Here is a 14,249-nt window from a genome sequence, read left to right on the forward strand (position 1 = left end):
GCACCAAAACTTTCCCAATTCTCATATACAGGGATTTATATGACTATCCATGACAACAATATACGCGGTGTAATCTTCGACTTAGATGGTACCTTGGTTTCTTCTGAACTTGATTTTTCATTAATCAAAGCGCAGGTTGGTTGTCCTGTCGAAAAAGACTTACTCGCTTATATCGCTTCTTTACCTTCACCTTATATGCGTGAAGAAGCGATGAACATAGTACATCAGCATGAATTGTTAGATGCCCAGCACTCACATTTACTTCCTGGTGTTGCAGATGCCATCACACGGTTAAAAGAAAACAATATCCCAATGGCAATTGTTACTCGAAACTATGACCGTGCTGCTGCCATTAAATTAAAGAATAACCCTTTACCTATAGAAACAGTGTTAACTCGCTCTGATGCGCCTGCTAAGCCCGATCCAAGCGCCTTGAATGCTATTGCGACATTATGGGAGCTTGATCAGTCTGAGCTACTTTATGTTGGTGATTACTTATTTGATATTCAAGCTGCCCATAATGCAAATATGCGCGCTTGTTTGTACGCTCCGGATGAAATTCCTGAATACGCAAATCAGGCTGACTACGTACTGCATCATTTTTCAGACTTACCTAAATTGGTTGGCTCATTTCAAGAAAATAAGATGTTATGTTAAATAGCCTTATTTTTTATTTTTCCTGAGATTTATTGTTAGTTTTTTATTTTTCAAAATGCCCTAGTACTAGCCCAAGCGTTCATGAGTTGCTAAAATATCGGCAATTATCAAATGTATTCATAGAGGCATAAGATGGGCAGAGCATTTGAAGTCCGCAAAAACGCCATGGCTAAAACAGCCAATGCAAAAACTAAAGTAAATTCTAAGTACGGTAAAGAAATCTACGTTGTTGCTAAAAATGGCGAACCTGATCCAGAAGTTAACCAAGCGCTAAAGCGTATTATTGAGCGTGCGAAACGAGACCAAGTTCCAGCACACGTAATCGACAATGCGATTAAAAAAGCGGCCGGTGGGGCAGGGGAAGACTATTCTCCAGCACGTTATGAAGGCTACGGCCCTGGTAACTGTATGGTTATTGTTGACTGTTTAACTGATAACCCTAACCGTACTATCAAAGATGTACGTTTACCGTTTACAAAAACAGATTCAAAAATTGGTACACCGGGTTGTGTAGCGCATATGTTCGACCACTTAGCTGTTTTAGGCTTTGCCGGTGATGACGACGAAGTGGTACTAGAAGCGCTAATGATGGCTGATGTAGACGTAACAGATGTAGAAGTAGAAGACGGCAAAGTGTCAGTATTCGCTCCTCACACAGAGTACTACAAAGCAAAAACAGCACTTGAAGAAGCATTTGAAGGTATTAACTTTGAAGTAGACGAAATCACGTTTGTTCCACAAGTTCATACAGACATCACAGATCCAGATGATATCGCAAACTTTGAAAAGTTTATTTCTATGCTAGATGACTGTGATGACGTGCAAAACGTTTATCACAATGCGATTGTCAAAAACTAATTTTAAAAAATTAGTACGTATTAGTACGTAAAAAGGGGCATTTGGTAACAAATGCCCCTTTTTTAATAGATTTTTATTATGCCATGAATGATGAGTATTCACTGTCGTTATGAGTTCAATTGATATTAGTCAAAAAAAAGCAGCCCTTAGGCTGCTATGAACGACACATGAAACTCGAAGGAGAGTTGTGTAGTGGCTAATTTAACGACTTATATTTTATACGGAACGCATGCAATAATGGTTCAGTATATCCACTAGGTTGTTTAACTCCCTCTAAAACAAGGGCTAACGCTGCTTGATAAGCAACGCTTTGCGCTAAGGTTTCGGCTGAATCAGCCATATTTTTGTAAGCAGGATCACCTTCATTTTGGCCATCAACGACTTTCGCCATGCGTGCCATGGTTTTTCTAATTTGCTCTTCAGAACAAACACCATGATACAGCCAGTTGGCCATGTGTTGGCTTGAAATACGCAGTGTGGCACGGTCTTCCATTAAGCCAACATGGTTGATGTCTGGTACTTTTGAGCAGCCAATACCTTGGTCAATCCAACGCACAACATAACCTAAAATACCCTGTGCATTGTTATCAAGTTCGGCTTGAATATCTTCTTTGCTTAAGCTGCTGGCATCTTTCATAAGCGGTGGAGTGAGTAAGCTGGTAAGGCTTGCTTCTTTACGGTCCATAAGCGCTTTTTGACAAGCAAATACATCAATATCGTGATAATGCATTGCATGCAGCGTTGCAGCAGTAGGAGAGGGCACCCACGCGGTATTTGCACCACTTTTCGGGTGACCACTTTTTTGTTCCATCATTAACGCCATTTTATCTGGCATTGGCCACATACCTTTACCAATTTGTGCTTTACCACTGAGACCTGTAGCTAAGCCAATATCAACGTTGCGATCTTCGTATGCGCTGATCCAAGGCTCAAGTTTAATTGCGCCTTTTGGCAATACCACACCTGCTTGCATTGAAGTATGAATTTCGTCACCAGTACGGTCTAAGAAACCGGTATTGATGAATACAACACGGTTTTTAGCCTCGAAAATACAGGCTTTTAAGTTAGCTGAAGTGCGGCGTTCTTCATCCATAATACCCATTTTAATGGTGTTTGCAGGCAAGCCTAGCAGCTGCTCAACGCGGGTAAATAGGGTATTAGTGAATGCCACTTCTTCCGGGCCATGCATTTTTGGTTTAACAATGTTAATGCTATTAGCCGTTGAATTTTTAAGGGGGCTTGTGCCTTTTAAATCATGAAGCGCTGCGGTGCTGGTGATAATGGCATCCATAATGCCTTCAAACACGTCATTGCCTTCACTATCTTGGATAGCTGGATTTGTCATTAAATGGCCAACGTTACGCACAAACATCATGCTACGGCCTTTAAGCGTGATTGTTTCGCCATTTACACCTTGATATTGGCGGTCTTGTGCTAAACGGCGCTCAATGGTTTTGCCATCTTTGTTAAATGCTTCTACTAGGTTTCCTTGCATTAAACCAAGCCAGTTTTGATAGACGTTTACTTTGTCTTCGGCATCAACGGCAGCAACGGAATCTTCACAGTCCATAATCGTTGTGAGGGCTGCTTCAAGTAGTACATCTTTTAGGCCTGCTTTATCTGCTTGGCCTATTGGGTGATGGTGGTCGATTTGCAGTTCTATATGTAAGCCATTATTTTTCAATAAGATAGCGCTAGGATTTTGTGCTTCACCTTGGTAGCCAATAAGTTGTTCAGGGTTAGCTAGGCGAACCTGACTGCTGTCACGTAATGTGATTAAAAGCTCATTATTTACCACTGCATAGCTGGTACTTTCGATGTGTGAGCCATTTGCTAAAGGTAATGCTTTATCGAGGAATTGGCGGGCATAAGCCATTACTTTAAAACCGCGTACTGGGTTGTATGTAGAGCCTTTTTCGGCGCCGTCATCTTCACTTAAAACATCAGTGCCGTATAGCGCATCATACAGTGAGCCCCAGCGAGCATTGGCTGCATTTAAGGCAAAGCGTGCATTGCTCACTGGCACAACAAGCTGCGGCCCCGCGGTGCTGGCGATTTCAGGCTCAACCTGCTCGGTTTCGATGCTGAAACTAGCTGGCTCAGGAACGAGATAGCCAATATCTTCAAGAAATGCTTGATAGTTAGCTGCATCCCATACCGGTTGCTGCTTGTGATAGTCATCAATCTTGGCTTGTAGTTGTTCGCGTTTTTCTAAAAGGGCGCGATTGATTGGCGTTAATTCATTGACGATATCAGCAAAACCTTGCCAAAAAGTATCTGTGCTAATGCCAGTTCCTGGTAGAAGTTGCTGTTCAACAAACTGTGCAAGTTGTTGATCAACGCTTAAACCGTTAAGTGAGAGAGTGGTCATAATAATGTCCTTTAAACGAGCGTAATTTGATCATTCATGGTTCAACCATATCGTAAAAAAGGCTAATAAGCAGGCTATTTACCATTCACTAAAAATATAGTGGCAATAACAACTATAAATTTACTAAATCCAAAAAATCCGCCTAATGTTGAATTAAGCGCTACGAAGCAAACGCCAGTAGCCACTCTCACTAACAAAAAATAGATAACCCGTTCGAAGGACTTTTATTATGACAACATATCAACGCGAAACCGATAACCTAGCTACTTTATGTCAAACACAAGGCAAAACGTGGCAGTCAATCAACCCTGAATACGCAAGCCGTATGCGCTTACAAAACCGTTTTCGTACGGGTCTAGACATTGCTCAATACACTGCAGACATTATGCGTGCAGACATGGCAGCTTACGATGCTGACCACAGCCAATACACACAATCATTAGGTTGTTGGCATGGTTTCACTGCACAGCAAATGATGATGGCAATTAAACGTCATAACAAAACAACCAAACGTAGCTATGTATACCTAAGTGGCTGGATGGTTGCGGCACTTCGCTCTGAGTTTGGTCCATTACCTGACCAAAGTATGCATGAAAAAACATCTGTTCCAGCGCTAATCGAAGAAATCTACACTTTCTTAAAGCAAGCTGATGCACGTGAGCTTGACCACCTTTACAAAGACCTAGACGAAGCGAAAGCAAACGGCGGTGACGTTCAAGCTGTGCTAGATAAAATTGATAACTTCGAAAGCCATGTTGTGCCAATTATTGCTGATATCGATGCGGGTTTCGGTAACGAAGAGGCAACTTACCTACTGGCTAAAAAGATGATTGAAGCGGGTGCATGTGCTATCCAAATCGAGAACCAAGTATCTGACGCAAAACAATGTGGTCACCAAGCAGGTAAAGTAACTGTACCGCATGAAGATTTCTTAGCAAAAATTAACGCAGTTCGTTACGCATTCTTAGAGCTGGGTATTGATAACGGCATTATCGTTGCTCGTACAGACTCATTAGGTGCAAGCCTTACTCAAAAAGTGCCTGTATCTAAAACACCTGGCGACCTTGCTAGCCAATACACGTCGTTCCTTGAAACAACACCAGTAAACAGTGTTGATGACTTAAACGAGGGCGACACAGCAATGAAGCTTAATGGCCAGCTTTGCAAACCAACACGTTTAGATAATGGTTTATACCAGTTCCGTGAAGGCACAGAGAAAGACCGCGTAGTTCTAGACTGTGTAACTAGCTTACAATCAGGCGCTGACTTACTGTGGATTGAAACAGAAAAACCAAACGTTAAACAAATCGCTGAGCTTGTTAACCGCGTTAAAGAGCAAGTACCTAATGCTAAGCTGGTATACAACAACTCTCCGTCGTTCAACTGGACACTTAAATTCCGTGAGCAAGTATATGCTGAGTGGCAAGAGCAAGGTAAAGACTTATCAGCTTACCCAAGCATCGATGACAATAAGGCATTAATGGCACCAGAAATGGATGACACAGAGCTTGCAGCGGCAGCAGACGTACTTGTGCAAAACTTCCAAAAAGATGGTGCACGTGAAGCGGGTATTTTCCACCACTTAATCACGCTACCAACTTACCATACAGCGGCGCTAAGCACTGATATTCTATCAGAAGGCTATTTCGGCAACCTAGGCATGCTAGCGTATGTTCGCGACGTACAACGTCAAGAAATTCGCCGTGAGCAAGCATCAGTGAAACACCAAGACCTAGCAGGTTCTAACATTGGTGATACTCATAAAGAGTACTTCTCTGGTGAAAATGCGCTTAAAGCCGGTGGTGAAGCAAATACTATGAACCAGTTCTAACCAAGTTGTAATTTCCTTTATAGCTATTCAATAATGTTGTTAGGGGCCTTCGGGCCCTTTTTCACATTTTAGCTATCAGCTTTCAGCCGTCAGCCATCAGACTCGCATCTCTCACCTTGCACCTCGCATCTCGAACCTCGAACCTCGCATCTCGGATCACTCTTTAACTAAGTCTTGGATCAGCCATTTACTAGCTTTATAAAAATACAGATCACGCATTTACCAGCCTAAAAATTTTAGATCAGGATTTAACTAGCTCCGCCTTATAAGCCTTAATTTAGGGGTTGTTGCCTGATTACTGACTCTAGAATCGCTAAAATTGGCTCATATAAACGGCAATATACTGCTGTTTTGTAAACTCTATCGATTTATAAACCGAATTTTTATCAACTCACGTCATTGATAAACCGATTTTTTACCAACTCAGCACCCTTACAAACCAAAATTTTACTAACTGAAGCTAGGTTTCTAGCGGCACAAACCGATTTTTTACTAACTCAAGTTACTGATTTTGTCTATAAACCGATTTTTTACCAACTGCTTTTGGATTAATGTCCGATATTTAAAAAAGGTATGTAAGGAGTTACTCACATTTTGACTGTAAAGGGGGTTTACAAGGGGAAGCTGGAAAGGAGAAAGTTAGCAAGAGTAAAGTTAGCAAGTAGCAGCGGGGTTGCCCCGCGTTATAGTTTTATTAGATGATGTTTCGGAAATGGCGCGATATAGAATCGCGCCTTCAATGCTTTGCTAACTTGCAACTACTTACTATGTTTATCAAACCACCATTGAATATACGCGACTTTACTCATCAGGTTTGATGGGCGAGCGGTAATACCATGTGATGCATTAGGAATGCGCACCATGGCGGTATCAACACCTTGTAGCTTTAACGCTTGGTAAAACTGCTCGGTTTCAGAAATCGGCGTGCGATAGTCTGATTCACCGGTTAATAGCATAGTTGGTGTTTTTACATTGCCCACATAGCTAATAGGTGAGCGCTTCATGTAATGCTCAATATTGTCCCATGGCTTACCAGGGAACCAATAATCAGCAAAGAAAGGGTAGAAGTCAGCAGTTAGTACAAAGCTGATCCAATTGATAACAGGTTTAGCAACAACAGCTGCTGCAAAGCGGTCTGTATGACCCACAATCCAAGCTGTTAATACCCCGCCACCTGAACCGCCGGTAACGAATAGTTTGCTTTCATCAATAAAGCCTTTATTGATGACAGCATCAACACCTGTCATTAAGTCATCAAAGTCATTACTTGGGTAGTTATGATGAATTGTTTGCGCAAACTCTTTACCGTATGAGTCACTGCCGCGCGGGTTCATATAAAGTACAACATTACCTTTGGCTGCGTATAATTGTACTTCAGGGCTAAAGTGAGGACCGTAGTTTGCAACAGGACCGCCGTGGATCTCTAAAACAAGTGGGTACTTTTTGTTTTTATCAAAACCCGGTGGGTAAGCAATCCAACCTTGAATAGCCAAACCGTCGTGGCTTGATTTAACCCAAATCTCTTCAACTTTGGCAAGCTCTTTGTCGCCAAGTGCATCCTCGTTTAATTGCGTTAAACGAGCCGTTTTACCACGCTTAATTAATGCTACATCAGCTGGGCGCTGGGTATCAGCGAGTGTGAATGCAACTTCACCATCTTCACTGACATCAAAGTCACCACCTGAATACGGGCGACCAAAGGCGACACTACCAATTTTGTCGGTAATTACTTTATGTTTACCACTACGCGGTTGGTAAGCTAGATGTGTTTTACCTTCGCTATCGTAGCTAAAATAAAGACCACTGCCGCTATCATCCCATTTTATATCTTCGACACTACGATCTAAATCTGCTGTGAGTACCGAGGTTTTTCCTGATTTCAAATCTAGTAAATAAATGTCGTTGTTTTCATAGTTAGTTTTTTTGTCATCATAGCCTGTATAAGCAAGGTAACGACCATTAGGTGACACTTTTGGGCGTGAATCAGGTCCAACACGGTCAGTGATTTGTGTGATCGATAAATCACTTAAACTTAGTTTATAAACTTCTGAATTTGTTGGTTTCAGTTCATTATCTGTATGGCGATTAGCAGAAAAATAAAATGCATCACCTTTTTCGTTAAAGCTAATAGCTCCGCCGTGATCAAAATCACCAGAGCTCAATTGGCGAGCATTGCCGCCCGTTGCACTGATGATAAAAAAGTGACGGTAACCTTTTTCTGAGTAGCCACCGCCATCAGCACGATAATAGGTATCGTCAATATATTTAGCTGGCTCTGCCCACTTAGCGCCTTCAGGCTTACCTGGTAAAGACACAGGGCTTGCTGATTTTGCAGGCACAAACTGGCTAAACACCAATTGTTTGCCATCTGGCGTCCAAGTTAATCCGCCGGGGCTTTGCGTTAGGTTACTAATTTTTGCTACGTTACCGGTTTTTAACCATTTCACATAGATTTGGCTACTGCCATCACGGGTAGAAATAAACGCTAAACGCGTTTCATCTGGTGACAGCACCGGTGAGTAATCCATATGCACGCCAGACGTTAGCGGCTGCATGGTTTTACCATCTGGGTTTACTGACCAAATATTACTGACTTTACGGTCGCTTTTGATATCCATGCGATTACGCACAAAGTAAATTGTATCGCCATTTTTTGTCATTTCTATTTGGTTGGCGTATTCAAGATCAAAAACATTTTCAAGTTGAAAAGTATTGCTAGCTCCTGCATGGCTGTAAAAGCTGGCTGCTGCAAGCAGTGCTAAAGGCGTTTTAAACTTCATTTTAATTCCTTGTTAGTGAGCAGTGTTTAATCTGTTATAAAGTAACAACCATCAGAAATATAGTCCATTGCGATGAATGGAGAAATCAATAGACAGATGGTCATTTCCCTTTTATGTTGAGTACAGACACTTTTAAACGTAAGGAGCACACAATGATAGGTTACATCATGTTAGGCACAAACAACCTAGCTAAAGCAGTAAAGTATTACGATGAATTGTTCGCCACTCTAAACGCCGAGCGCTTTTTAGAAACTGACCGCTTTGTCGCATGGAGTACAGGCCAAGATAAGCCCGGTTTTGCGGTTACCAAACCTTATAACGATGAAAAAGCCACTGTAGGTAACGGCACCATGATTGCTCTGGCAGTCGAAACCCCAGCCCAAGTAGACGCCTTTTATAAAAAAGCCATAGAATTAGGTGGCACAGACGAAGGCGCCCCCGGCCCACGCGAAATGCCCGGCTTTTATGCGGGGTACTTCAGAGACCTAGACGGTAACAAACTTAATGTGTTTTGTTTTACGCATGGGTGAGGGAAGTTAGCTGTCAGCTATCAGCCGTCAGCTATCAGATTGAAAGTTAATAGGGGCTAGGCTCTAGGAAACAGGGCCTAGCTTATGTAGTCGAGGTTTTAGATAATAAAGAGTAAGTTTCACCAGCTTAGAACATTATGGCTCATTTAGACTGGTTTTCAGGTAGCTATGAGTAGAACTGTTATAGCTTTGTAAAGTATGCATGCTCAAAATTGACAAGCTTCGGTGTTTTATACACATCTAGTGATAGCAATTCATTTAAAGTAAATGTGCAGAATTATGAAAAAATTAGTGTATCTCATTGTCTCTTGCTTAGTTTGGCATTCCGTATACGCAGAAGAACCTGACGATCTTTTTGGCGCCTTGAGTGGCTTATACTGGTGTTTGAAGAAAGAAACTCCAACAAGCTTCGAGCAAATTGATTCTGCGTTTGGATTTGAATTACCAGCTAGTGCAACTAAAGCCAGTTTTGATGATTGGTATAAAAATGTAAGTTTAACCGTTGAAAACGAGGAGCTTTTAGTGACTCGGAAGTTAGATAAAACATCAAAAAAATCGACTGTTAATTGTGAATCTGTTTCAAGTACCAATTAAAACAATAGATCTCATGGTAAGCAAAGCGAGCTTTTTTAGAAAACGCGCTAAAGCACGACCTACAATTCGCAAAAAGTCGCGCGAAATAAATTTCACGCCTACAAGAAAATCGTAGGGTAATCTTAAGCTGTGATTAGAAAGCTGTTGTTCGGCGCTAAAGCACCTCCTACCTCGCATTTCGTTACTCGTTCTATCTAACCACTAACGACTTAAATCTATCGACTCTCAACCTGATGGCTGACGGCTGAAAGCTGATGGCTAGTTCCCCTACCAACTTCCGCTTATTTTCATTACACTGCTCCAATATAAAATAATTATAAAAATTGAGAATGATCATGACGTCGAAACTTTTTAAACCTCTTGCTTGTGTATTTGCACTGAGCCTTGTGGGCTGTGGTGGAGGTGAGGTGTTTACTGCCCCTGCTAGCAGTGAATTTGCCCATGGCAATGAGCTACTAAGTGCCACGGCGCTAACCGAGGATGCGAGTCACGCGTTAGTGGCAAGCCAATCTGAGGTGTGCGTTTGGGATAATCAGTTAAAAGTGCGTCTATACGATTGTATAACAGGGCAGGGCGCTGAACATGTTGAGCTTGCGGGCTTTAGCGCTAACAAATCTCGTTTTTTCATTTCAAATCGGTTATCGGTGACTTTATACGATACTCGCACAGGGCGTAGTATTGGTACTTGGCTCACCGGACAAGAAATCGCTAGAGACATCGCTATTTCAGCAGTAGGCGATACGTTGGTTATTGCTTATCGTAGCGGCAAAGCTGAGGTGATAAATACCCGCACAGGCGATACTAAGCGTTTTGATATTCATCGTTTAGATATTAATAGCGTGGCGTTATCGGCTGATGGTCAGTGGGCGTTTACCGGCTCAAGCGACAAGTACGTTAAGCTTTGGTCAACGAACGATGGCAGCACTCGCTTTGAAGAGCGTTTAGCGACTAGAGTGAATCACGTTACGTTAAATAAAACAGCGAGCTTGGGCTTTGCAATTGACTCGGTTGATGATCGTGTATTTTTTGATTTAGCCAATAAAAAAGAGCTATCTGAAGTGTCTTCATACTCTAACTTTATTGAATTCACTGCATCGCAATTTATTAATCAAGATAAATGGCTATTAACGGGCTCACCAAAAATGAAGATGCGTTTATATCGCGTTGCAGATGGTGAACTCATTGCTGAATACGAAGCTAAACAACAGCGCCAACGTACGTCAGTACTAAGTGTGGCTTACGATGGTAAGCAGCTATATTCAGAAACCAGTGACGGCCTATTGCAAGCTTGGCCTTATAAACCAAATAAAAGCTAAAACAAAAACGCCTACTTTATGTAGGCGTTTGTTTTAAATTACGATTAAATTAGTAATCAAACTTATGCTTAGAAAACAGGCTTTGTACTTGTTGCCAAACTGCACCAGGTTTACCATCGCCAACTAACTTACCATTTACTTTTACGACTGGGCCAACTTCTTTAGTGGCGCTGGTGATCCATACTTCGTCGGCATCAAGTAACTCATCTTTACTAACAATGCGCTCTTGCACTTTAAAGTCACTGTGGCTGTGTAGAATGTTGATTATTAACCAGCGGGTTATTCCCGGTAAAATTTGGTTATCAAGAGGTGGAGTACTGATCACGCCATCTTTTACGATAAACACATTACTTGAACTTGCTTCGGTAATTTCTTCTAAGCGATTAAATAGAATGGTTTCTTTGTTACCCGCTGCTGCACCATGTTGGTAATGGATCACGTTGCCAAGCAGTGCCGTTGATTTAATATGGCAACGTTGCCAGCGACGGTCTTGCTCAAGCGATACGGTGTAAGTTGTTGCGCTATCTATGTCGCTTTTTGGCTCTGCCGGAATTTCAAAAGCAAACGCAAATACGGTTGGGGTAATATTCGTTGGGTAGCCGTGGGCACGTTTAGTGTCAGCGCCGCGACTAACGTGTAAATAAATCCCTAGGTTATCACCTTGGTTTTTCTCGCATAAATCATTACAGATTTTACGCCACGTATCGGCAGTGTAATCGAGCTTAATTTCAAGCTCATTTAAACCGTTATTCATACGTTCAATATGTGCACCAAAACCAAGCATTTTGCCGTGGTATGATGGGATCACTTCATAGATACCATCGCCAAATAAGAAACCGCGATCCATTGGTGAAATCTTTGCTTCATCAGCGCCAAGGTACTCACCGTTTAGGTATACCGTGCCCATTGTTAAACCTCATTCTCTGTCGTAAAGCCGCCAAGTTGGCGAAGCCGAGTTATTAATTGTTGGCCATGCATCGCGTGCAAGCCGTCTTCGGTGAGCTCATTTTTATGGGTGACGCCATCGACACTACCGCGCTCACTTAGGTAATTTAAAATGTTGAGTGGTTCAATATCAGCCAACAAATCTGTGTTATGCCAGCGACTTAAAAAAGCAATTAGCCCGTATGCCGCCCAGTTAGATACATCGGCAAGTAAAAGCTCATCGCAAGGGGTTATACAAGGAGTAATGTTAAGTGCTTGCATATGCTGTGCAAGGTTACCCATGCCTATTTCGTTACCGCCATCACCAATCGCTATGGTGGGGCAAGGTGCTTCTGTTATAAAAAAATCAAAGCAGCCGCAATGCTCCGAAATATCAATACCGCGCATATTATAATAACGCTGATGCTCGTTAAGCCCCGGGCGTTCTATTGATAAAACACACTCAGGTTTTAGCTGCTCAAGGGCTTTAATGCTAAAAGTGCGGGCATTTTCAATACTGTTAATCGGCAACTCAAAACAGTTAAAATCGTTTTTTAGAGCACTGTAAAGGGGGTTGCCAGTAACCAATATCGGCTGTTTACCAAGCTTTTCGAGTACTTTGTAAAGTGCTATAGCACCTACCGGGCCGTCGGTTTCGAAGGTATTATTGACCGCAAAGCCAGTTCCAATCAACACGGTTCCTTGCGCGTGATGAAGAGATTTTGCCGCACGCAAATAGGTGCCAGTCTCTTGCTTGGCGTACAAGTGCTGCATACCACGTGGATTTTGCTCAACCATCATGGTTTCAATGTGTGTGCTGAGCGAGTCGTCGCTTAGGCTTGCTGACATAATGCTTTGATCTCTTGAATTAGCGCAATACCCGCTTCATTATCGCCGTGTACACAGAGGCTGTCGGCATGAAGAGCCAGTTGCTGACCGCTTCGCGTTGTCACTGTGCCATGCTCCAATAGCTGCTTTACTTGTGCGATTAATGTTGATTTATCGTGAACACTGCCTGCAAGAGAGCGTGATACGAGCTTTCCTTCATCAGTGTATTGCCGATCGGCAAACGCCTCTAATATCAGCTCGAGTTCAACCTCGTTTGCCATGGCTTGATGTTTGGCAGAAAGATTAGTTGCTAAAATCATTAACTTTAATGGCTTAGGATAACTAGCAACAGCACGCATAACGACATTTAAAATACGCTCATCGCTCATCATATCGTTATATAGCGCGCCATGAGGTTTAACATATTCAAGCGTTAAACCATGTACTGCAGCCATCCCATCAATGGCTGCAATTTGATAATAAAGACAATTGCTCAGCTCTTTGTCACTCATTGCCATAGAGCGACGTCCAAATCCCTGTTTATCAGGGTAACTTGGGTGCGCACCAATGGTAACATTATGCTGCTTGGCAAGAGCTAAGGTTGCGGCCATTACATCGGCATCTCCGGCATGAAAACCGCAGGCAATATTAGCCATATCGATATGCGGCATTACTTGCTCGTCGAGGCCCATTTTCCACATTCCAAAGCTTTCGCCAAGGTCGCAATTGAGTTTTATTGTCATATTAAAAGGCTGCCATTTTGCTGTTTGGAATATCGGTGATCAGCATATGCCCTGGGCTGTGGGTTATACAAAAGTCAGGTGCTGCATTGGCAATGGCTATTTGTGGGGTTACACCACAGGCCCAAAATACCGGTACCTCACCTTCACGAATGCTAACCTGATCGCCAAATTCAGGTTTATTAATATCCTTAATCCCAATTGCTGCAGGGTCACCAAAATGTACTGGAGCGCCATGTACCCCCGGAAAGCGACTACAAATTTGAATCGCCCGAATAGCATCGGCAGGTTTCATCGGACGCATGCTTACTACCATGTTAGCATGAAAAATCCCCGCCTTTTGACATGCGATATTTGTAAGGTACATGGGAACATTTCTTTGTTCAGTAATGTTACGAATTTCAAGTCCTGCTGCAATAAGTGCTTCTTCAAACGAGAAAGAACAACCAATTAAAAAAGTGACTAAGTCATCACGCCAATACTCGGTAATGTTAGTAACTTCTTTAATCATTTGACCATTTTTGAAAACGCGATAACGTGGTAAGTCACTACGAATATCAATATCTTCCCCAACCGTAGGCATATCGGTTACGCCTGGTAATCGACTTGTTGCAATGATTGGGCAAGCTTTCGGATTTGCCTGACTAAATTGCAAAAAATCAAACGCGTATTGCTTGGGTAAAATGACCAAATTTGCCTGTACGAACCCTGGCGCAAAGCCAGATGTATTTCCGCTGTAGTCGCCCCCTCTCACTATTTTACGAATAGCGGCAGGGGTGGTTAATGATGCATCTTTTTGCATGTGTCTCTCCTTGAAATT

The 14,249-nt window shown here is 42.4% G+C and carries 12 protein-coding genes; 6 read left to right on the top strand and 6 right to left on the bottom strand.

Annotated elements, in window-relative coordinates; translation table 11 throughout:
- The first annotated feature begins 39 nt into the window (after positions 1 to 39).
- Entirely contained in the window at positions 40 to 657 is a 618-nt protein-coding gene (locus E5N72_RS18995) for an HAD family hydrolase (protein WP_135926674.1), read from the top strand.
- A gap of 132 nt (positions 658 to 789) precedes the next feature.
- Positions 790 to 1,515 carry a YebC/PmpR family DNA-binding transcriptional regulator gene (locus E5N72_RS19000; RefSeq protein WP_105180590.1) on the top strand — a complete coding sequence of 242 codons (726 nt, stop codon included), beginning with the start codon at positions 790 to 792 and terminating at the stop codon, positions 1,513 to 1,515.
- 196 nt (positions 1,516 to 1,711) lie between these two features.
- On the opposite strand, the gene E5N72_RS19005 is transcribed toward E5N72_RS19000, so the two are convergent.
- On the bottom strand, positions 1,712 to 3,889 hold the full coding sequence (locus tag E5N72_RS19005; protein WP_135926675.1) for a malate synthase G: 2,178 nt from the start codon (positions 3,887 to 3,889) through the stop codon (positions 1,712 to 1,714).
- 226 nt (positions 3,890 to 4,115) lie between these two features.
- Between E5N72_RS19005 and E5N72_RS19010 the strand changes: the two genes are divergently transcribed.
- Positions 4,116 to 5,717: an isocitrate lyase gene (locus E5N72_RS19010; protein ID WP_135926676.1), complete on the top strand. Its 1,602-nt coding sequence runs from the start codon at positions 4,116 to 4,118 to the stop codon at positions 5,715 to 5,717.
- A gap of 758 nt (positions 5,718 to 6,475) precedes the next feature.
- On the opposite strand, the gene E5N72_RS19015 is transcribed toward E5N72_RS19010, so the two are convergent.
- Positions 6,476 to 8,497 (bottom strand): S9 family peptidase, encoded by a 2,022-nt coding sequence (locus E5N72_RS19015; protein ID WP_135926677.1) that lies wholly within the window; start codon positions 8,495 to 8,497, stop codon positions 6,476 to 6,478.
- Positions 8,498 to 8,649: 152 nt separating this feature from the next.
- Here E5N72_RS19015 and E5N72_RS19020 point away from each other — a divergent pair, with 152 nt between their 5' ends.
- The 3 genes from E5N72_RS19020 (at position 8,650) to E5N72_RS19030 (ending at position 10,937) form a co-directional block, all read left to right on the top strand.
- Complete coding sequence (locus E5N72_RS19020) at positions 8,650 to 9,027, top strand: VOC family protein (RefSeq protein ID WP_054563159.1); 378 nt, start codon at positions 8,650 to 8,652, stop codon at positions 9,025 to 9,027.
- A gap of 279 nt (positions 9,028 to 9,306) precedes the next feature.
- Entirely contained in the window at positions 9,307 to 9,621 is a 315-nt protein-coding gene (locus E5N72_RS19025) for a hypothetical protein (protein WP_135926678.1), read from the top strand.
- A gap of 335 nt (positions 9,622 to 9,956) precedes the next feature.
- Positions 9,957 to 10,937 carry a WD40 repeat domain-containing protein gene (locus E5N72_RS19030; RefSeq protein ID WP_168246763.1) on the top strand — a complete coding sequence of 327 codons (981 nt, stop codon included), beginning with the start codon at positions 9,957 to 9,959 and terminating at the stop codon, positions 10,935 to 10,937.
- A 49-nt stretch (positions 10,938 to 10,986) separates the two neighbouring features.
- Here E5N72_RS19030 and E5N72_RS19035 read toward each other — a convergent pair whose 3' ends face one another.
- From E5N72_RS19035 to E5N72_RS19050, 4 genes are read right to left on the bottom strand one after another with little or no spacing between them, the layout of a single operon-like run.
- Positions 10,987 to 11,844, bottom strand: a complete 858-nt coding sequence (locus E5N72_RS19035; RefSeq protein ID WP_135926680.1) for an aminotransferase class IV — start codon at positions 11,842 to 11,844, stop codon at positions 10,987 to 10,989.
- Positions 11,845 to 11,846: 2 nt separating this feature from the next.
- Entirely contained in the window at positions 11,847 to 12,710 is an 864-nt protein-coding gene (locus tag E5N72_RS19040; RefSeq protein WP_135926681.1) for a glutamate cyclase domain-containing protein, read from the bottom strand.
- On the bottom strand, positions 12,695 to 13,426 hold the full coding sequence (locus tag E5N72_RS19045) for a 5-oxoprolinase subunit PxpA (RefSeq protein WP_135926953.1): 732 nt from the start codon (positions 13,424 to 13,426) through the stop codon (positions 12,695 to 12,697). The genes E5N72_RS19040 and E5N72_RS19045 overlap by 16 nt, the downstream gene beginning before the upstream one ends.
- Before the next feature lie 7 nt (positions 13,427 to 13,433).
- A complete protein-coding gene (locus tag E5N72_RS19050; RefSeq protein ID WP_135926682.1) occupies positions 13,434 to 14,231 on the bottom strand; it encodes a putative hydro-lyase in 798 nt (265 codons plus the stop codon).
- Positions 14,232 to 14,249: the final 18 nt, after the last annotated feature.

Source organism: Pseudoalteromonas sp. MEBiC 03607 (assembly GCF_004792295.1).
In the GTDB taxonomy this organism is placed as follows: Bacteria; Pseudomonadota; Gammaproteobacteria; order Enterobacterales; family Alteromonadaceae; genus Pseudoalteromonas; species Pseudoalteromonas lipolytica_C.